This is a genomic window from Chitinophagaceae bacterium (genome assembly GCA_016713085.1).
In the GTDB taxonomy this organism is placed as follows: domain Bacteria; phylum Bacteroidota; class Bacteroidia; order Chitinophagales; family Chitinophagaceae; genus Lacibacter.
In genome coordinates this window covers 946801-967847 of record JADJPV010000002.1, presented here as the reverse complement: position 1 = coordinate 967847, position 21047 = coordinate 946801, and the positions used below count along the sequence as shown (strand labels likewise).

The following is a 21047-nucleotide window of genomic DNA, read 5'->3' as shown; positions in this document are numbered from 1 at the left end:
GGAACGCAACAATTCTTCAGCTTTTAATAAATGTTGCCATTGTAACAAGCACATGAAGTGCTTGCGACGCAACGAAGCCGCCCACAGACGCTTTGGTCTGGGTTATAAACATGAAACTCTTCAGCAGGTATCATCAATGTATTTCTCTCCCGATAGCTATCGGGATCACTCTTAGCCTAAATCACTTTCCCTTCCCATTTTCTGCTGCGGATATAGAAGAAGGCCATCAGGAAAATGGTTGTCCAGTAAATGAGTTCGGAGCCCCATGCCCAAACCAAACTGAGCTGGTACACTTCCAGCACTAAATAAATATAAATGAGATAGAGCGTGATGGTTACTGCTTCAATGATGAGATTCATTCTTGTATTACCTGTGCCGGTTACTGCATTGAGCCATACTACAGAAATGGACATGAGCAGCATGCCTGTTGTTACAATGCGTAATACGGGAATGGCTTCTGTAATAAAACTATCCGACAAACGAAATACAGAAAGCAGTTCTCTTGCAAATACATTGAACAGAATAAACATGATGACTGCTGAACTTAAACTCAGCTTCATGATTTTATAAATGAGCCTCTGTACTTCGCTTGTTCGTCCCTGACCAATGATATTACTCACCATGGCATTAGTAGTGGAAGCAAAGGCCCAGATGAATACACCAACGAGTGAAAAGATATTCCGCATCACATTGCTGATGGCTAAAGCCCGTTCGCCGTGATGTTCAATGAATATATAAAACACCAGCCAGCTGATGAGACTGATGGAAAACTGCCCGATAAGCGGTGCTGAAATGCGCAGAATGAGATTGCTGAGTTCCTTGTTGTATTTCAGATAACTGAACAGATGAAACCTGATGTTGAACTTTTTTAAAAAGATAAACAGGAACACCACCAGCATTCCAATAAACTCCGCCAGTACCGATGCATAAGCGGCACCATTGAAACCAAGCTCAGGCAAACCGAAATGACCATAAATAAAACCATAATCGAAAAAAATATTGGCACCGGCTTCAAACAACGTACCGATCATTAAGTAACGGCTGTTGTTGGTACCAACTAAAAATGCATTACCCATCTGGAACAGATAGAGAAATGGCAAACCCCAAACCCGGATGAGCAAAAAAAGAAACTGCTTTTGTTTCAACTCCCCGTGTACGTAACGCAAAGTTGAAAATAGAAGGAGCCAGTAAATAGGTGAGGAGGATGCCTAGCGCTGCAAAAACCAATGCAATACGGATGCCCTGTGAAAAGATCTTCCCGATTTCTTCCAGGCGGTTTTCACCTGCACGGCGTGCAATGAGCGATTGAATGGCATTGTTGAGTCCGTTACCGATTACTGCAACAATGAGAAAATAAACGCCTGTAATGCCGGCAGTACCCAGCGCCGCTTCGCCCAAACCGCTGAGGAAATAATTATTGGCCGTAAAATTAAGAAAGGGCACCAGCAGCGATAAGCTGATGGGCAGTGAAATGGAAAGGATTTGACGGTTGGTTATATCCAGTCGCAGGTCGTTCTTCGGTAAGGCAGTCTCCAAGCTTCGTTCTTTTTTTGCGAATTTAACTAAAGGATGGATAGAAACGCTGATGACACTGATTTTAGCAGATGTGACGGATTAAGAATCAGTGAGAATCCGTCGCATCCGTGTCATCTGCGTTTCTATCAGCATAAAAACTGGCAGGATTCTTCAAGAGTAAGCCGTATTATTGGTATTATTGCAGCGTTCATACACAGAAAATTTGCTACATCCTTCTATACATATTGTTGACGAAAACATTGATTCACGGGAATCGACCAATGCCTTTCTGCTGGTGCAATCGGGAGAAGGGTTCATTGGCTTTGCTGCTTTTCAGCCAAAGGAGAAGATTGTGTATGGCTGGCTTGTGTTTAAAATGGATGAGCAGCGTTCTACTTTTTTAATTGAAGAAAAGCTGAAAGAAATAACGGAAGCATATCCCTGGGTGGGCAAACATTATGAAAAGGTGATTTTAGTACAGCTTACTTCAAAGAATATTCTTATTCCTGCGATCCTCAATAAAGAAGAAAACAAAGAGAATTTATTTGAACTGGTTTACGGCAAACGGAAGGATGATATTTATGTAAAGGATTTTGTACTGCAGCAAAACTTAGTGAATCATTATACGGTTGAAGGAACATTGGGTGTGGTGCTGAACCAGCGGTTCCCGAAAGGACAGTGGTGGCATGTGCAATCGCTGTTGCTGAAAAAACAGGCAGCAGGAGAAATTATTATTACAGCAACCATCTGGTTCAATGAACTGCAGTTAACAGTTGAAAAGAACGGACGCTGGTTACTGCTGCAATCGTACAAGTATCATACACCTGAAGATGTGCTGTATTATATTTTGAATGCAATGGAGCAGTTGGGTCTTTCACAGGAAGAAACAACGGTATATGTGCAGGGCATGATTGATCAGCGGTCGGCTTTGTATGATGTGCTCTACAATTATATTTTAAATTTACAGTTGAAGAATGAACTGGAGTTTCAGTTTCCTGAAACAACGGAAGAACAACCGATCCATTTATCAGCTTCACTCGATCAGATTCTTACATGCGTATTATAAGCGGAAAATTTGGTGGCCGCACGTTTCAGCCACCGGCCAATATGCCTCATACAAGACCTACTACCGATCTTGCAAAAGGTGGTCTCTTCAATGTACTTCAAAATAATTTAGATATCGCCGGTTTAAAAACACTGGATCTGTTTGGCGGTACAGGCAGCATCAGTTATGAACTGGCGAGCCGTGGTGCAACCGATCAAACCATTGTGGAAAAAGATCCTGCTATGGCCAACTTCATTCAGCAAACAGGAGAGAAGCTGGGTGTGAAGTTGAGGGTGGTGAAGATGGAAGTGTTTAAATACATAGATCAATGCGGCGAACAGTTTGATTTTATTTTTGCAGGTCCGCCTTATGCATTGGATCCGATTGATGACATCCCCAAAAAAGTGTTTGAAAAAAACTTACTCACTGAAGGCGGATGGTTTGTACTGGAACATACACCCCGGAATAATTACCAGAAGTTTCCTTTTTTCCGTGCTGAACGGAAGTATGGCACCACCATCTTTTCTATCTTCGTGAACAAACCCAAAGAAGAATGACGAAGAAGGAGGCAAGAAAGTATTTTAAAGAAAAGCGTTCAGGCCTTACTGTGGGAGATAAAAACCGTTTTGATGATCTGATTCTCATTCACTTTCAGCAACTGCCGTTGCCCGACCTGTTTTATGTGCATACCTACTTAGCCATTAAAGAAAATAACGAAATAGAAACCGATCATTTACTGCATTATCTCGAATTCAGAAATCCTGAACTGAAAATTGTGATTCCGAAAATGGATCATGAAAAAAATGAACTGCTGCATATTGAATACAATGAGCTGGTGGATGTGATGAAGAACGAGTGGGGCATTCATGAACCGGTAAATGGAAACCTTGTAAGTGAATCAGAAATTGATCTGATCTTTGTTCCCTTACTTGCGTTTGATGAAACAGGTAACAGGGTTGGTTATGGCAAAGGATTTTATGATAAGTTCTTAACGAAATGCCGCCCCGATGCCATTAAAGTAGGACTGAGCTATTTTGATGCCATCGACCGCATCAGCGACAGTGAACAATTTGACATACCTTTAAACTATTGCATTACGCCGCAGCGCATTTATGAATTTGGCTAATCTCACATTTCAATCCATTCGTTTTTTACTCTTGCCGTTTGCTTTGCTGTATGGGGCCGCTATATGGCTGCGGAATAAATTGTACGATAAGGATATTCTCAAATCAACTTCCGTTAACCTGCCCATTATTTGTGTGGGCAATTTAAGTGTGGGTGGCACAGGTAAATCGCCCATGGTTGAATACCTGCTGCGTTTATTGAAAGATTATTGTGAAACTGCCACATTAAGCAGGGGATATAAACGTAAAACAAAGGGATATGCACTGGCTGATGAAAGTTCATCAGCACTGGAAATAGGTGATGAACCCATGCAGTTTCATTTGAAGTTTCCGGATGTGGCTGTGGCAGTTGGTGAAGAAAGGCTGGAAGCAATACCACAGTTGTTACATGATCGTCCGAAAACACAGGTGATCATTCTCGATGATGGATTTCAGCACAGGGCAGTCAAGGCAGGATTGAATATTATACTAACGGACTACAGCAACCTGTTTACAAGAGATTTCTTTTTGCCTACCGGTGATCTGCGTGATGAGCGACGCAGTTACAAACGGGCAGAGATCATCATTGTAACCAAATGTATTCCCAACCTTGGTGAAGAAGAAAAGAAAGAAATCATTGCTGAAATAAAACCATTGGAGCATCAGCAGGTTTTCTTTTCCACTATTGAATATGGAATTCCGTATCACATACTTCATCCCGGCCAGGAATACTACCTGCATAAAAAATTAGAAGTACTGCTGGTAACAGGTATTGCCAATATTGAACCCCTGAAGAATTATGTGCTGGATAATTCGTACACATATGAAAAGCTTTCCTACAGCGATCATTATGTGTTCAGCATTGATGATCTGAAAGAGATCAGGAAACGTTTCAGCAAAATGGATAATGAGTATAAAGTTATCATCACAACAGAAAAGGATGCAGTAAGACTGGTAAAATTCAGGGAAGAACTGGAAGATCTTCCACTCTATGTTTTACCCATACAGCATCGTATTTTGTTTAACGAAGAAGAACAGTTGAAAAAAACCATCACCGGTTTTATCAGCAACTTCTCAAACAAAAAAGAAATATGAAAAAGAAAAAAATTAATAAAGAAGAACATAAATCCTCTCATGCAAAAAATGCAGAGGGCAAACAAAAAAGAAAACAGGCTTCAGGCACTTACAGCGGAACAATTGAAATTACCCGCAGCGGAATGGGTTATGTAACGGTAACCGACATGGAGAAAGATATCATTGTACGTCCGCAGCATTTCAGTACTGCATTGCATGGCGATAAAGTGGAAGTGGAAGTAAGCAAGCAAAGTAATGCAGGCAGAACAGAAGGAAGAATCACAAAGATCATTGAACGGAAGCAGACAGAATTTATCGGGCATATCAGTATACAGAAGAATCATGTATTTTTTATTCCTTCAACCGACCGGCCGATGCCTGATTTATATATCCAGGCAGATAAACTGAACGGTGCAAGGCATGGCGATAAAGCGGTGGTTCGTTTACTGGCATGGGATAAAAACAAACGTGTACCAGAAGGTGAAGTAATAGAACTGGTGAAGCAGGAAGATTCAAACGATGCAGCCATGAAACAGATTTTACTGCAGGCTGGTTTTACATTGAGTTTTGATGATGAAGTGCTTGAACAGTCAGAACGTTTTCCCGAAGGAGTAAGTGAAGCAGAAGCAAAGAAGCGCAGGGATTTTCGTAATATATTAACCTTTACGATTGACCCTGTTGATGCAAAAGATTTTGATGATGCCTTATCAATCAAAAAAATTAAAGATGATTTATACGAGATAGGTGTACACATTGCAGATGTGAGTTATTATGTAGAGCCTGCAACAGCGTTGGATGATGAAGCATACAGCAGGGCAACATCAGTTTATCTGCCCGACAGGGTTTTACCAATGTTACCGGAACGGATCTCCAATGAATTGTGCTCCTTACGTCCGAAAGAAGATAAGTATACATTCTCAGCTGTATTTCAAATCAATTCAAAAGCAGAAGTAAAAGATGTGTGGCTGGGAAGAACAATGATTCATTCTGATCACCGCTTCAGTTATGAAGAAGTACAGGAAATCATTGAAGCTGGTAAAGGAATTTATGGGGAAGAAATTCTGCTGCTGAATACACTGGCGCAGAAGATGAGGAAGGATCGGTTTAAACGTGGTGCCATCAACTTCTCTTCACAGGAAGTTCGGTTTGTGTTAGATGAAAATAAAAAACCCATTGGCATTACCATTAAAGAAAGTAAGGAAGCTCACCAGTTGATTGAAGAGTTTATGCTGCTGGCCAATAAACATGTGGCTGAATATATCGGTAAAATAAAAGTGAAGGATAAACCGGTGCCATTCCCGTACCGTATTCATGATACACCAGATGAAGCAAAGCTTGCTCCGTTTATGGCTTTCGCCAGGAAGTACGGACATACTTTCGATATCACTTCACCGGAAAAAATTGCTGTATCATTTAACCAGATGCTGAAAGATGTGAATGGTAAACCTGAACAGCATGTATTGGAAACTTTAGGTATCCGTACAATGGCCAAGGCAATTTATACAGCTGAAAATATCGGTCACTATGGATTAGGCTTTGAACATTACTGTCATTTCACTTCACCTATCCGCCGTTATCCTGATGTAATCGTTCACCGTGTATTGCAGCAATGCTTAGACAAAGAACCGCAGATCGATAAGAAGATGGAGGCCAAATGCAAGCATTGCAGTGAACGGGAACGGGCAGCCATGGAAAGCGAACGTGCAGCCAATAAATACAAACAGGTGGAATATATGAGTCAGTTTCTTGGTGAAGAGTTCCCCGGTGTTGTTAGTGGCGTAGCTTCTTTTGGATTTTGGGTAGAAACTGTTGAACATAAATGCGAGGGACTTGTTAGTTTATTTTCCATGAGTGATTTTGATGATTTCAGGCATATAGAAGAGGATTACTGCCTGGTTGGAAAACGAAGCGGTAAAGCATTCAGAATGGGAGATAAGGTGACGATAAAAGTGGTGGCTGCAAATCTGGACAAACGTCAGCTGGATTATGAACTGGTGCTGGGGCATCTTGAATCAACTGAACGGAAAGTGCTGAAGGAAAGACCGCAGCATTCAAAGGATAAGAAGAGGAGCAGCAGTCCGAGAAATTTTGGTGAAAAGAGAAGAAAAGCTAAATAAGGAGCTAAGAGTTTGAAAGAGGAAAAAGAGTTAGAAGGAGGTTTGCATTTCTCCTTTACTCTTTACACTCCTTTGATCTCTTAGCCTAAAAAATAAAATATGTCAAGCTGAAAGCTCAAAAGAGAAAAAGAGATAGAATGGAGTTTGTATTTCTCCTTTACTCTTTACACTCCTTTGAACTCTTAGCCAAAAAATAAAATATGTCAAGCTTGAAATTCAAAAGAGAAAAAGCGATAGAAATGAGTTTGTATTTCTCCTTCACTCTTTTCACTCTTTTCACTCCTTTGACCTCTTAGCCAAAAAATCTAACCATGCATTCATTTCAAGAGCTATTAAAACAATTTGAAGAGCAATTCAATGTCAGGCATTTTCCAAAAGAGCCATCAACCCTCTATGATTCTGCCCAGTATATTTTACAATTAGGCGGTAAACGGATCAGGCCTGTTTGTGTTTTGATGGGCAATGAATTGTTTGATGTAATTAAACCCGACAGCTTTCATGCAGCCACAGCGATTGAATTATTTCACAATTTCAGTTTGATTCATGATGATATTATGGACAAAGCTCCGCTGCGCAGGGGAATGCCAACAGTTCATGCAAAATTTGGCGATTCAACAGCCTTGCTTGCAGGAGATGTAATGCTCGTACATGGATATGAGTACTTAAGCAACATGAAAATGGAGTACCTGCAAAAGGTACTTACTCTTTATAATAAAACAGCCAATGAAGTTTGTGAAGGTCAGCAACTCGATATGGATTTTGAACAAAGACAATCGGTGAGTATGGATGAATACCTGCATATGATTACACTGAAGACTTCTGTTTTATTAGCAGGCAGTTTAAAAATCGGTTCCATCATGGGTGGTGCAACAGCAGGCAACCAGGATCATTTGTATGAATTTGGTAAAAACCTCGGCATTGCATTTCAGATCCAGGATGATTACTTAGATGCATTTGGTGACCCTGCTAAATTTGGTAAACAGGTGGGAGGTGATATCATCGCTAATAAAAAAACATTCCTGATGATCCATGCAATGCAGTCAGCATCTGCAGCACAAAAAGAGCAGCTGCAAGAGTTGATGCAAACGAATCCTGCTGATAAAGTAGAAAATGTATTATCCATTTTCAAATCTGCCGGAGTAGACGAATGGGCCTTACAGTTAAAAAATGAATACCTCGAAAAAGCCATGACACACCTGGAAGAAATTGCGGTGATGAGTAAACGTAAGGAGCCGCTGAAAGAGCTTGCCCGTTTTTTGGTACAGAGGGAATATTGATGCAGGACAACAATCATAATTGCAGCTGACTGTATCTGTTTCTATTTCATTATTTTTCGCTATTTTGACGTTTCCAAAACCAACCGTTATGAGTAATAGTTTGTTTCGCACAAAAAAGATTTCATCCATTTTAGCTGAAGGGAGCGATGATGCTCATGGTGGAGGAGGTGGATTACACCGGGTTCTTACCGTTCGTGATTTAACTTTCTTTGGTATTGCAGCCATCTTAGGTGCAGGAAGTTTCAGCAGTTTGGGTGGTGCCGTGTTTAACGGTGGTCCGGGAGTTGTGCTGCTGTTTATCATTACTGCCATTGCCTGTGGCTTTACTGCTTTTTGTTATTCTGAATTTGCAAGCCGCATCCCCGTTGCAGGCAGCGCTTATACTTATGCCTATGCCAGCTTTGGTGAATTGTTTGCATGGATCATCGGCTGGGCATTGATCATGGAATATTCAATCGGCAATATTTATGTAGCATTCAGCTGGAGCGATTACTTTACTTCCTTCCTTACAAAATTGGGTGTTGATATTCCTGCCTGGCTCAGCACCAGTTATATGGAAGCGAAAGATGGTATTACCAGCGGCAGTACAAATGCTGAAGTAATAAGCGCATGGAACAATGCCCCGGTTATTGCTGGTCTTCGTTTTATAGTGGATGTACCGGCATTAGTTATCAATTTATTAATCTCTTATCTTGTTTATCGTGGTATAAAAGAAAGCCGCAATTTCAGCAACGTAATGGTGATTTTAAAAATGGCTGTTGTTGCACTGGTGATTCTTGTTGGTGGTTATCTTGTTTTTGCAAATGGATTAACTCCTAACTGGATGCCGGCTGATGATGCAGGTGTAAACAACTTTATGCCGAATGGCTTCAGTGGTGTAATGGCAGCAGTAAGTGGAGTGTTCTTTGCCTATATCGGTTTTGATGCAGTAAGTGTTTTGGCTGAAGAAAGCAAAAACCCACAACGTGATTTACCAAGAGGAATGATGTATTCGCTGGTGATCTGTACCGTTGTTTATATTTTGCTGACGCTTGTTTTATCAGGCGCTGTGAATTACAGAAATTTCCAGGGAGTGGGCGATCCGCTTGCATTCATCTTTGAAAAACAAAACCTTAATGTAGGATGGATGCAGATCCTTGTTGCCATCAGTGCAGTAATTGCCATGACAAGTGTGTTGCTTGTATTTCAAATGGGGCAGCCCCGCATCTGGATGAGTATGAGCCGTGATGGTTTACTTCCTCCTGTGTTTCAGAAAATACATCCCAAATTCAAAACGCCATCTTTTGCAACCATCATCACAGGTTTTGTTGTTGGTATTCCCATATTATTTACTGATAAAACATTTGTACTCGACTTTACCAGTATTGCAACGCTGTTTGCATTCGTACTTGTTTGCGGTGGTGTATTACTCATTCCAAGAAAGGAAAAGATGGAAGGGAAATTTCATCTGCCTTACATCAATGGGCAGTTTATATTCCCGGTAATTATTCTTATAGCTATCGCACTACTGGGTATTTATGTAAAAGGTTACTGGCAGAACCTGCTGAATTTTGATTTCAGTTCAAATGCAGATTATACTTCAGGTAAAATATCCTTCATGGATGCAGCAACACCTCAAATTACTTTGATCATCTTCTGGGGCCTCTGTGTTATTCTTGCTGTTATATCGTTCATAAAAAAATATTCGTTGATTCCGCTGATGGGCTTAAGCACCTGTTTATACCTGTTAACCGGTATGACAAAAAACAACTGGGCCTGGTTTCTTGGATGGTTAGCATTAGGTTTGATTGTTTATTTTTTATACGGCTATAAAAAGAGTAAGCTGGCAACTCCACAGTAATTACTTTTGCGGAAATTATCTGCCTAAAATACAATGCCGTTTAGTTAAGAGATTTCAAGTGGCGGGTGAGGACACCCGCCACGGCTGACCGCCGGGGTTGGTGTCCTCACCAACCCCTTAACTAAACGGCATTGGCATTAAAAATATACTTCTTATGACAACAAGGAAAATGTCAGCCAGAAAGAGAATTGCATTAGTAGCACATGACAACAGGAAAACTGATTTAATTGACTGGGCATATTACAACCGTACAGCATTAGCCAAACATCAGCTTTTTGCAACCGGCACTACTGGTAAAATGCTCGAAGATAAATTGGACCAGCATGTAACAAAATTTTTAAGCGGACCGCTTGGTGGCGATCAGCAGGTAGGGGCATTGATAGCAGAAGGAAAGATTGATGTATTGATTTTTTTCTGGGATCCCATGGAAGCACAACCACATGATCCCGATGTAAAAGCATTGCTCCGATTAGCAGTAACCTGGAATATTCCCACTGCCTGCGACAGGGCAACAGCCGATTTTATTTTTACTTCACCACTCATTGTTCAGGAATATACTGCTGCACAGGAAGATTATGCTGCCTACCTGAAACGGAAGATTAAGTAAACATTTACGGGCATCCGGTGCAAAAATTTACTTGGAAAAGCTGTAAAAGGGTTGTAACTTTTACATAGCTTCTTTCACATAAAAATTTGCCATTATGAATCTCGTACAACGCATTGAAAAATGGGGAGATGCCCATCACCCCAAATGGATTGACTTTATTCGTATTACGCTGGGTCTTGTACTCGTCATGAAAGGATTTCAATACATCAACAACATGACGGAGCTGACCAACACAATCGGTAAAGCAGCTATCATTAACACTTTCTCCGTCAGCTTTGCTTCACACTACGTGGTTTTTGCACACCTTATTGGCGGCGCTTTGATCATTTGCGGTTTACTCACCCGGTTTGCCTGTATCATACAAATTCCCATTCTGCTGGGTGCAATCATTTTTGTAAACATTGCCGGGGGACTGTTCCAGGCCCAATCTGAATTATGGTTCTCTGTTTTGATATTAATCCTCCTTGTATTCTTTACTGTTGAAGGCAGCGGCCCCATCAGCGTGGACGAATGGATGAAAACCCACAATGATGAGAAGCCTCATAAACATAAGTGGGGATAGAGTACAGTGTGTGGTGTTTGACAACCCCGGGAGCAAATTCTGAGTGATGACAGAGATTGATTGATCAGATCTTGTTTGCCGGGGTTATTTTTGCAGTATAAATAACGAATATGAAGTTCCAGGTAGGTGATAAGGTTTTATTGATCCATTCCAATGAAGAAGGTGAAGTGGTTGATATTATAGATAAGAAAATGGTGAGTGTTGAAGTAGACGGTGTTCAGTTCCCCGTTTATATTGATCAGATTGAGTTTCCCTATTTCAAACAGTTTACAGAAAAGAGGAAAGAGCTTCCCAAGCCGCAGAAAAAGTATATCGACAATGTAAAGAAAGAAAAAGGTTCTGCCATTAAGGACTATAAAGTGGGAGAGGGGATCTGGATTTCATTTTTACCGGTATTCGATAAAGATATTTTTGATGATGATGTGGTGGAATACTTCCGCATTTATTTAGTGAACAACACTGATACAGCTTTTCAATTCGATTACCATCTGCGTTATACAGGCGACAGTGAATTCAATCTGAAGAATGAAATTCTTCCTTACAATGACTTTTATATTCATGATGTGGATTTTGAAAAGATGAATGATTCGCCACGTTTTGATTTTGAATTCAGTTTAGCCCAGCCCGAAAAAAAGAAAGCCGAACATTTTGAAGCATCTTTAAAACTGAAAGCAAAACAATTGTTTCAACGCATTGAAGAAATGCTGAAGAAAAATGAAGCCAGTTTTACCTACCAGCTGATGGAAACCTATCCTGACAGGGTGATTGTTGACAAAGTTGATATAGATAAATTAACTGCTGCAGGTTATAAAATCTATGATGCGGGAAAAGCAAGACAGCATATACCACCAGCCAGAACTGTAGTTGATCTGCATATTGAAAAGATCATTCACGACTGGAAACATCTCAGCAATTTTGAAATACTCACTGCCCAGTTAAAAGAATTTGAAAAATATTATGAACTGGCCATCCTTCATTTTCAACCTTCTTTAACCATTATTCATGGTGTGGGTGAAGGAAGATTAAGAGATGAGATACACGACGCACTGCGGTTAAAAGCGGAAGTAAAATCTTTTGTGAACCAGTATCATCCGCAATATGGATATGGGGCAACAGAGATTTTCTTTCAATATAAGTAAAGCCCCCTCCAACTCCCCCCGAAGGGGAGAGCCTACAACACAGCCCTTGCTTTTCCAATTTGTAAGACAGGTTTACGCAAGGCCTTTTGATAATACCATTATTGTTGCTGAATTGAAAGATCTGTCAGCCCGGGGTCTGGCCTCCGACCCTTGGGGCGACGGAAGGAATACCAGCTCCTGTCAATTAGCTATTCATAGTATTGGAACAGGCATTGCAGCTTGCGGAAGCTGCAATGCTTCCTGCGCATTTGATCATGTCGATTACGGAGAATGCACTATGACATGACGTCAATGAATTTGGCTTTGACGCACCAACATTAATGAATGACGCACATACTTTTGTCAATGACGTTGTTATATTAGTGAATGACGCATCAACTTTTACGTATGACGCAGTTGAATTGGTGAATGACGCATCTAGATTTTCTCTTGACGCAGTTGAATTGGTTAATGACGCATCTACATTTGTCTTTGACGCTGTTGAATTGGCAAATGACGCATCTTCATTTGCCTTTGACGCTGTTGAATTGGCAAATGACGCATCTTCATTTGCCTTTGACGCTCTTTAATTGGTAAATGACGCATCTACATTTGCATATGACGCTGTTATATTTTGCTTTGTCACTGCAATATTTGCTTATGACAGGGCTAAAATGAACTATTATGGGCTGAAAATGGTTGTTTTGAGTTTGCGGGTGGGTGATTCTGTTATTGTGGCAGGAAATTGTCTGAACCATGATTTTTAGGATTTTAAGGATTCATAAGATGGGATGAGTTACCCGGTCTGGCCGCTGGGAGCGGCCTGACCTCAGTTGACTATGAACATTCAAGTGCAGGATTATATGAAGATGGTAAAAGCGGATACATTAAATTGCCAAGGATTGAAGAAGAGATGTGACTGGTGAAATCCCGGGGTAAGAAGGGGCAGCTTACCGGGAAATGAGATTTGACAAGCCAGACCCACGGGCGATGGAATCTTCATTGGGTGAGCCAATTTCATAAAATAATCTTATGAATGATAAAGTTTTGAATAAAATTGATATCCTTTTAACTGAAGATGGTTTTAAAAGAAAAAGAGGAAAGGTTTGGTTTATTGACGAAAAGTGGTTCTCTTTTATTTTTGAAATCCAACCCTCAAGATTTTCTGATATTTTTTTTATAAATTATGGAGTATATTTTTTTGAGTTAAACAATACTAAATTCGATTACAAATCGGATTCTATTCATTTGTGTGGAAGGCTTGATCCTTATAATAACAATTTACTACCCGAAAATGCAGATGATTTACAGGTTGTTACTTATATCAAAGAAATTTTAAGTTCAAAAATTAACACGCTGCTTATTAGAATTAAAAATCCTGATAAAGGACTTATCACTTCAATTCTATCTTTTCAAGAAGTTAGCCCACAAAACACAATGCCTGAAAATATTATTGCCGTGATAAAAGCACATAGTGTGAAAGAAATATAATTTTCTTTAACAGCAACGTCTCCCAATAGGCAAAGTTGAAAGTTAGCAAATAGCTGATGGGGACGTTGCGCCAGCAGCAGTACCATTGTAATACGCAACGTCCCGAGGCGGAGACATTGCTGAGAAAAAGGGTCTGGCCTCCGACCCCGGGAATTGCAATAATCCAGCAAGTGGTAAATAGATGCTGGCAGCAGATTTCTTACACTACGAACATTCAAGTGCGGCATTTTATGAAGATGGTAAAAGTGGATAGAGTAAATTGCTTAGGATTGAAAAAGAGATGTGACTGGTGAAATCCAGGGGTCGGCAGGGGCGGCTTACCAGGAAATGAGATTTGACAAGCCAGACCCCAGGGCGAGAGAATTGAAAAACATTTGAACTATGCTAAGACAGAATATGATTTTTAAAAAAGAATTGGGATACAAATTGTTATTTTTCTTGCTGACGTTTGCTGTAAACTTTTTCTTAGTCTATACTTACAAAGGGCTTCACAACAATTTTCTATTAATCATCACAACCTTATTATTATGTTTTTTGACAGGGTTGTTTTTAAAATTAGTGCGACCAAACTCTAAAGTTATTGTTCAAAATTTGGCGTGGGGGCTTATTTATGGTTCAGTGGCAGTTTTTGTTTTGACACTTGCATTAATTATTTCGGTAGCTTATTCATATAATAGTTAAATTCATTGACAAAAGTTAGCAAATAGCTGATAGGAACGTTGTGCCAGCAGCAGTACCATTATAATACGCAACGTCCCGAAGCGGAGACGTTGCTGAGAAAAAAATTTTGTCAACCTTTATATGAGACACTTCATAATATTCTTTTTTTTATTTTTTTCAGTTGCACTATTTGGACAGAAAAAAGGAACTTATTCGCTACTTGTTCAGACTCAACCAGAGTTGACGTTTCACGAAAATGACTATGCTCACAGGTATAACGAAAATATACGATGACAACTCTAAACTTTAGTAACTCAGCAAGTATTCAATATTTTTTTACTGATAAACTATTTTTTTCAGCAGGGTTAGGCTATATACCAAGACAATTAAAAACGAAGGTGTTTCTTAATCAAGGAGCTATTCCACCACCTCGCCAAAGTGGGACATTTGAATTAGTTACAACAGAATCATTAGTATACAGGACTTTGTTTTTCCCAGTAAACATTGGATATGTTTTTTTTTAAATAAAAGAAAGCTTTCTTTTATTTCTCTTTGTGAATTCTCGGGAAACTATATTTTAAGTGCCAAGTACGATGTTAATTTTGATAAATACGATGGCACATATAAGAAAAATTATTGGCAAGGCTACTCATTAAACATTGGCTTTGGAAGCGACTACAAAATATCTGAAAAATTAGGTTTGTGTAGTTCTTTAGCATATTCTGTTGTGAATACAGTTCAAGCTGATATTTACCTATTCAGCCAAGACGAATATCAAATTCCATTACCACATAAATATTTAAAACTATCTATTGGAATCAAAATTCCATTATAACTAAAGAGCCCTCTTTCCCGGCAACGTCTCCCAATAGACAAAGATGAAAGTTAGCAAATAGCTGATAGGGACGTTGCGCCAGCAGCAGTACCATCATAATACGCAACGTCCAGAGGCGGAGACGTTGCTGAGAAAAAGGATTGAAGAAGCGATGTGACTGGTGAAATCCCGGAGTCGGCAGGAGCGGCTTACCGGGAAATTAGATTTGACAAGCCAGACCTCGGGGCGACGGAACGCTATAACAATTGAAAATGTATAATACTAAAGCATTGATTTTCACAAGTGATTAATTTTACCATATAGCGTATAATAACATAAATTTACGTGTTAGCGGTAATTTTATGAGAACCTTCATTTCAATAATATCACTTCTTTTTTCGACCCTTTGTTTTTCACAGGCGACAACAACTGTTGAGACTGTAATAGTTGACAGTGGAAAATATGAATTTAAGCTGCAAGCAAAAAAAGACACAGCAGACTATTCCAAAGCATTTAGGATTTTGACTAATCAGGTTAAGCTAAATCCTAAAAATGCAGAGTATAGGTATTTCTTAGGCTACACAATTGACAGACTTAACGCAGATGATGGAAAGGGAATGTTTCAACTTAAAAAAGGTGGATTTATAGAACCCATTTTAGAATTCAACCGACAGCTCTTAAAAAGTTGCGACAAAAACGCAATTCTTGTTACTTACGGAGACAATATTACAATTCCAATTTGGTACTTACAGACTATTGAAAATTATCGAACTGACATTACTGTAGTTGATGCTAACTTGATAAATACAATATGGTATTCAAAATATTTAAAATCTGAAAGAAATTTAAAAATTAGTTTTTCAGATGCCGTTATTGACACCATAGAATATAAAGAATGGCAATCCCAACAAATTACAGTTATAAATTCAATTGACACTACACAAAAATTTAGTTGGGAGTTACGACCAACTTATTTGGACAATTACATTCTTAAAGGTGACAGAATCTTATTGGACATTTTTCAACAAAATTTTTATAGCAGACCAATTTATTTTAACAATAATTCTGATTCATCATATAATCTGTTTCTTACGCCTTATTTAGTTGACGAAGGATTGGTAAATCGGGTAACGACAAAAAGAAGATATAACTAAATCGAGAGACGCAGCTATTGTTTTAAATGGTTTTCGTTGGGCTTACTTCAACAACGTATATCATTTAGTAACACAAGCAAATTATGACAAGGCAAAGGAATTGATTAAACTAATGGGCGATAAGTTTAAAACAGACAAGCTGCCTTTTACATCTATTGAAGTTGAAAAATATTTTGCAGACATTTTTCAACAGGTGGACAAAAACCTTCTTTGTATTTTTGCTGTTGCTGCAAGCTAAGCTATCGTGTCGCCAAAAGCGCCAAGGAAAGTCCGGACAGCATAGAGCAACGTACCGGTGAAGAGCCGGGTGGTGTTAAAAGCGCCAACAGAAAGTGCCACAGAAAATAACCGCCACGCCGAATTTATAGTTAGGGCAATCCTGCCTTCGCTAAAGCTTCGGCAGGTAAGGGTGAAAACGTAGGGTAAGAGCCTACGGGTTGGTACAGTAATGTATGAGCAGGGTAAACCTTACGTGCTGAAATGCCATGTATATCCCGCTTTGCAATCAGTTGAATTTGTTTCAACTGATCAGCATTGTAAACGGCTCGTTTATCTTCATCAACTGATGATAGCGGGAAGGGTAGGCAGATTGATCCCGCAATGTAAATTGCGGGACAGATAAATGATAGCTGTTATCCGCCTTTGCTTCGGCTATGGCGGATGAAACAAAATCCGGCTTATCGGTTTGCAGTAATTTTTATATCAGGCCACGCTTAAGCGTGGCCTGACCTTTTGAGGTATGCCATACTTTCAAAGTATGGCATACCTATCTTCCAGTATATTTTTATGATGCAGAAAATGACCCAGCGTAACATAACCCAATGCTTTTACAGTAATGGGATTGTTATTGGCTGTACCAACTGTATTCAGTTCGTTTTCAGAAAAGCTGCTGAAAAGAAATTCTGTACTTTTTCTTACGGCTTTCATTTCATCAATCAATGATTGCAGGCTTCGTTTGCTTACATCTGCAATGTCTGCATAAGCATTTTCATCAAAGCCGCTGAGAGGAGCAGGGCTCTTTCTTGCAAACCATAATGCACGGTGTGCAAAAATCCGCTCTGCATCAATCATGTGCTGCAGTAATTGTTTAACTGTCCATTTACCTTCTGCATAAGCATAGTCTGCTTTTGCTGCAGGGATAGAATTCAGAAATGCATCCACAACGGGTGAGTTGTTTTGAAAAGCAGTTTGCAGATCATCTTCCTGCACCTGCATTACATAGTTGTGATAAAATGAAGCGTAGTCATCGGTGGTTAGTCTTGACATACAATTAATTTATGGTATAAATAAAGAAGTCCTGCTTTTCAGCAGGACTTCAAAAATACGTTTTATCCTTTTCTTGATTTCTTCACTTTTGGTTTTGGTAACGGCTTTGGAGCAGTTTGCGTTTTCTTTTCGCCTTTCAATGTTGCCGCAATCTTTACTGATTCGTATGCATTGATGATACCACCTGTGCGGCTGAAGTCGCCGAAATTTTCTTTCTCTTCTGTACCCGGCTTCTTTACTTCCACATTGGGGTTCTGTGCACCTTTTTCAATGCAGTACTTTACCTGTTCAGGAGTAAGATCGGGGAAGTAGGAGAGAATAAGTGCAGCTAACCCGGCAACAACCGGACTTGCCATACTTGTTCCATCTTCAAAACGGTAAGCATTGCCGGCGGGTACTGATGAATAAATTTCAACACCCGGTGCAAATACATCTACTTCCTTTTTACCATAGTTACTGAAGGTTGCAATCAATCCACCGGCTTTTGGATCGCCGCTTGCACCAACTGTTATATAATTCGTTGCCTTTGTTTTTGTATCAGCAAAAACGGCATTGGGATAATTTTCTGTGCTATCCACATTCGCATGATCGTTGCCTGCTGCATGCACCAGCAATACACCTTTACTCATTGCATAACGCACTGCATCATCCACCCATCTTTTTTCAGGTGAGTATCCTTTGCCGAAACTCATGTTGATGATTCTTGCTCCATTGTCAACAGCATAACGGATGGCGAGTGCAACGTCTTTATCATATTCATCCCCATCAGGTACTGCACGCAGCGACATAATGCGTACATCATTGGCAACACCGTCTACACCAATTCCATTATTTCTTGCAGCTGCAATAATTCCGCTTACATGTGTACCATGTAAGGGAGTACCAGCCATTACATCAGGATTGCCATAATAGCGGTCATTAAAATCGTTGTAATTATCTTTTACAATTTCACCACGAAAATCTACCGGTACTGTATTAGGAGCTTCTGCTTTCTTTTCCTGCATTTTGTAATAAGTGGTAAAGTCTTCCATGATGCTGCTGTTCATTACTTCCATTGCATCAAATCCCCTGAAAAGTGCAAGCATGGTTGACTTGGCATCAGACTCTTTTGAGTTAGCCGGTTTAAAAGTAACCAGATCATTACCATTATATTCTTTTTTGAAACGGACCTGGATCAAACTGTCTGCCTGTCCGGATTTTCTGTACAAACCACGCAGAAATAAAATCTGCTGCTGTGCATCTGTTGCACCGGTTTCTATTTCATCTTTCAGTTTTTTAAAGACCCTGTATTCCTCTTTTTCTTTGGGTGATAACTTAGTTTCATCAACTGTGCCTGCATATTTACTTTTCAACGCATGATACATACGGGCTGCTTCAGCTGAACCATCTTTTACATTACGGCCATCTTTTCCACCAAGAAAATTCCAGCCATAAATATCATCCACATAACCGTTCTTATCATCATCAATACCATTACCCGGAATTTCTTTTGGATTGTGCCAGAGTATAGATTTCAGATCTTCATGCAGTGTATCAATCCCATTGTCGATTACAGCAACGATGATTGTTGTGCTTTTGCGGTCTTTTAAAAAACCAAATGCCTGTTCCAGGCTGATGCCATAATACCCATCTGATGTTTTGTCTTTCAGATGCCAGCCTTTCAGTTCATCTTTTGCAGATGTTTGGGCGAGGGTAGTGGTTACGGACAGGATAAAGATGGTTAAGCCAATGAGAAATCTTTGAGGATACATTCGTTATTGTTTTGTTCTATAATGGTAAAATTGCAATAATCCTCAAAATTAAACATACCGTCTAACCACAATTATGAGGATTTTGAGTGTTTTTTTTAGAGATCAAACTTAATTCCCTGTGCCAACGGCAGATTATTGGAATAATTGATGGTATTTGTTTGCCGGCGCATGTAATTTCTCCAGGCATCGCTTCCGCTTTCACGGCCACCACCTGTTTCTTTTTCACCACCAAAAGCTCCGCCAATTTCAGCGCCGCTGGTGCCGATGTTTACATTGGCAATGCCGCAATCGCTGCCGCCAGTTGATAAGAATTGTTCTGCTTCACGAAGATTCAAGGTCATGATGGAAGATGATAATCCCTGCGGAACTCCGTTCTGAATTGCAATGGCTTCATCAATGGTTTTATACTTCAGTAAATATAAAATGGGAGCAAAGGTTTCATGCTGTACAATTTTATAATGAGGTTCTGCTTCAGCAATACATGGTTTTACATAGCAGCCGCTTTCATAACCAATGCCTGATAATACAGCGCCTTCAACCACAAATTTTCCACCTTCTGCTTTGCACTGTTCAATCGATTTTGAATATGCAGCCACAGCATCCTGATCAATTAATGGCCCCACGTGATTGCTTTCATTCAACGGATCGCCAATACTCAACTGCTTATAAGCTGCTACTAATTTTTCTTTTACTGTATCGTAAATACTTTCATGAATGATCAAACGTCTTGTTGTTGTACAACGTTGTCCGGCAGTACCAACTGCACCAAACACTGCACCACGAATTGCAATATTCAGATCAGCATGTTCACTGATGATGATGGCATTGTTTCCACCAAGTTCTAATAAACTTCTTCCCAAACGCTGACCAACAGCAGCACCCACCGCTTTACCCATTCTTGTACTTCCGGTTGCAGAAACTAATGGAACTCTTGTATCATTACTCATCCATTCACCAACTTCTCTGCCACCCTGAATTAAACAGCTTACACCTTCCGGAACATTATTTTTTGCAAATACCTCCGCAACAATATTCTGACAGGCACTGCCGCATAAAGGAACTTTTTCAGATGGTTTCCAGATACAAACATCACCACAGATCCATGCAAGCATCGTATTCCAGCTCCAAACAGCAACAGGGAAATTAAATGCTGATATGATTCCAACAATTCCAAGGGGATGCCATTGCTCATACATGCGATGCAGGGGGCGTTCGCTGTGCATCGTTAATCCATGTAACTGGCGGCTGAGGCCAACAGCAAAATCACAGATATCAATCATTTCCTGCACTTCGCCGTAACCTTCCTGTAAACTTTTTCCCATTTCATAGGAAACCAATTTACCCAGCGGTTCTTTTTTTGCACGTAATGCTTCAGCAATTTGCCGTACGATTTCTCCACGCTTTGGAGCGGGCCATGTGCGCCATTCTTTAAAAGCTTCTTCTGCTTTTTTGATTACCGTTTCGTACGATTCTTTATCTGCTCCTGTAACGGAAGCAATATTTTTTGCATCAACGGGAGAGGAGGACACAATTGTTTCGCCTCCGGATTTCATCCAGTTTACACCGGTTGAAACACCAGAGTTATTGTCTTTAATTCCTAACTGCTTTAAGATATCCTGCATACAATCGTTTTATTGAGGCTGCAAATATCCT

The 21047-nt window shown here is 39.9% G+C and carries 19 protein-coding genes and 1 other RNA gene; 15 read left to right on the top strand and 5 right to left on the bottom strand.

Annotation, left to right across the window (positions count from 1 at the left end; genetic code table 11):
* Positions 1-176: 176 nt before the first annotated feature.
* A complete protein-coding gene (locus IPK31_17130) occupies positions 177-1121 on the bottom strand; it encodes an MATE family efflux transporter (GenBank protein MBK8089507.1) in 945 nt (314 codons plus the stop codon).
* A complete protein-coding gene (locus tag IPK31_17125) occupies positions 1069-1536 on the bottom strand; it encodes a hypothetical protein (protein MBK8089506.1) in 468 nt (155 codons plus the stop codon). The genes IPK31_17130 and IPK31_17125 overlap by 53 nt, the downstream gene beginning before the upstream one ends.
* 202 nt (positions 1537-1738) lie before the next feature.
* On the opposite strand from IPK31_17125, the gene IPK31_17120 reads away from it, so the two are divergent.
* The 15 genes from IPK31_17120 to rnpB all read left to right on the top strand — a co-directional run bounded on the left by IPK31_17120 (position 1739) and on the right by rnpB (position 17073).
* Positions 1739-2581, top strand: coding sequence for a DUF3822 family protein (locus IPK31_17120; GenBank protein MBK8089505.1), 843 nt, complete (start codon positions 1739-1741; stop codon positions 2579-2581).
* Complete coding sequence (locus IPK31_17115) at positions 2569-3117, top strand: RsmD family RNA methyltransferase (GenBank protein ID MBK8089504.1); 549 nt, start codon at positions 2569-2571, stop codon at positions 3115-3117. Before IPK31_17120 ends, IPK31_17115 begins: the two co-directional genes overlap by 13 nt.
* Entirely contained in the window at positions 3114-3686 is a 573-nt protein-coding gene (locus tag IPK31_17110; protein MBK8089503.1) for a 5-formyltetrahydrofolate cyclo-ligase, read from the top strand. Before IPK31_17115 ends, IPK31_17110 begins: the two co-directional genes overlap by 4 nt.
* Complete coding sequence (lpxK, locus tag IPK31_17105) at positions 3673-4758, top strand: tetraacyldisaccharide 4'-kinase (protein MBK8089502.1); 1086 nt, start codon at positions 3673-3675, stop codon at positions 4756-4758. Before IPK31_17110 ends, lpxK begins: the two co-directional genes overlap by 14 nt.
* Positions 4755-6854, top strand: coding sequence for a ribonuclease R (gene rnr, locus IPK31_17100; GenBank protein MBK8089501.1), 2100 nt, complete (start codon positions 4755-4757; stop codon positions 6852-6854). The genes lpxK and rnr overlap by 4 nt, the downstream gene beginning before the upstream one ends.
* A gap of 311 nt (positions 6855-7165) precedes the next feature.
* Positions 7166-8131, top strand: a complete 966-nt coding sequence (locus tag IPK31_17095) for a polyprenyl synthetase family protein (GenBank protein ID MBK8089500.1) — start codon at positions 7166-7168, stop codon at positions 8129-8131.
* A gap of 88 nt (positions 8132-8219) precedes the next feature.
* Complete coding sequence (locus IPK31_17090) at positions 8220-9971, top strand: amino acid permease (GenBank protein MBK8089499.1); 1752 nt, start codon at positions 8220-8222, stop codon at positions 9969-9971.
* A gap of 154 nt (positions 9972-10125) precedes the next feature.
* Positions 10126-10578 (top strand): methylglyoxal synthase, encoded by a 453-nt coding sequence (locus IPK31_17085; protein MBK8089498.1) that lies wholly within the window; start codon positions 10126-10128, stop codon positions 10576-10578.
* 94 nt (positions 10579-10672) lie between these two features.
* Complete coding sequence (locus tag IPK31_17080; GenBank protein ID MBK8089497.1) at positions 10673-11140, top strand: DoxX family protein; 468 nt, start codon at positions 10673-10675, stop codon at positions 11138-11140.
* A gap of 110 nt (positions 11141-11250) precedes the next feature.
* The gene (locus tag IPK31_17075; GenBank protein ID MBK8089496.1) at positions 11251-12279 is read left to right on the top strand and encodes a Smr/MutS family protein; all 1029 of its coding nucleotides are present in this window, start codon (positions 11251-11253) and stop codon (positions 12277-12279) included.
* Positions 12280-12325: 46 nt separating this feature from the next.
* Positions 12326-12565: a hypothetical protein gene (locus IPK31_17070; GenBank protein ID MBK8089495.1), complete on the top strand. Its 240-nt coding sequence runs from the start codon at positions 12326-12328 to the stop codon at positions 12563-12565.
* Positions 12566-12599: 34 nt separating this feature from the next.
* Positions 12600-12848 (top strand): hypothetical protein, encoded by a 249-nt coding sequence (locus IPK31_17065; protein MBK8089494.1) that lies wholly within the window; start codon positions 12600-12602, stop codon positions 12846-12848.
* 442 nt (positions 12849-13290) lie between these two features.
* Positions 13291-13749 (top strand): DUF4304 domain-containing protein, encoded by a 459-nt coding sequence (locus tag IPK31_17060; GenBank protein ID MBK8089493.1) that lies wholly within the window; start codon positions 13291-13293, stop codon positions 13747-13749.
* Positions 13750-15585: 1836 nt separating this feature from the next.
* A complete protein-coding gene (locus IPK31_17055) occupies positions 15586-16377 on the top strand; it encodes a hypothetical protein (protein ID MBK8089492.1) in 792 nt (263 codons plus the stop codon).
* A 226-nt stretch (positions 16378-16603) separates the two neighbouring features.
* An RNA gene (gene rnpB, locus IPK31_17050) (RNase P RNA component class A) lies at positions 16604-17073 on the top strand.
* Between the two features lie 54 nt (positions 17074-17127).
* Here rnpB and IPK31_17045 read toward each other — a convergent pair.
* The 3 genes from IPK31_17045 to IPK31_17035 form a co-directional block, all read right to left on the bottom strand.
* Positions 17128-17643 carry a DinB family protein gene (locus IPK31_17045; protein ID MBK8089491.1) on the bottom strand — a complete coding sequence of 172 codons (516 nt, stop codon included), beginning with the start codon at positions 17641-17643 and terminating at the stop codon, positions 17128-17130.
* Between the two features lie 62 nt (positions 17644-17705).
* On the bottom strand, positions 17706-19394 hold the full coding sequence (locus tag IPK31_17040; protein ID MBK8089490.1) for a S8 family peptidase: 1689 nt from the start codon (positions 19392-19394) through the stop codon (positions 17706-17708).
* A gap of 95 nt (positions 19395-19489) precedes the next feature.
* Positions 19490-21016 (bottom strand): aldehyde dehydrogenase family protein, encoded by a 1527-nt coding sequence (locus IPK31_17035; protein MBK8089489.1) that lies wholly within the window; start codon positions 21014-21016, stop codon positions 19490-19492.
* Between the last annotated feature and the right edge of the window lie 31 nt (positions 21017-21047).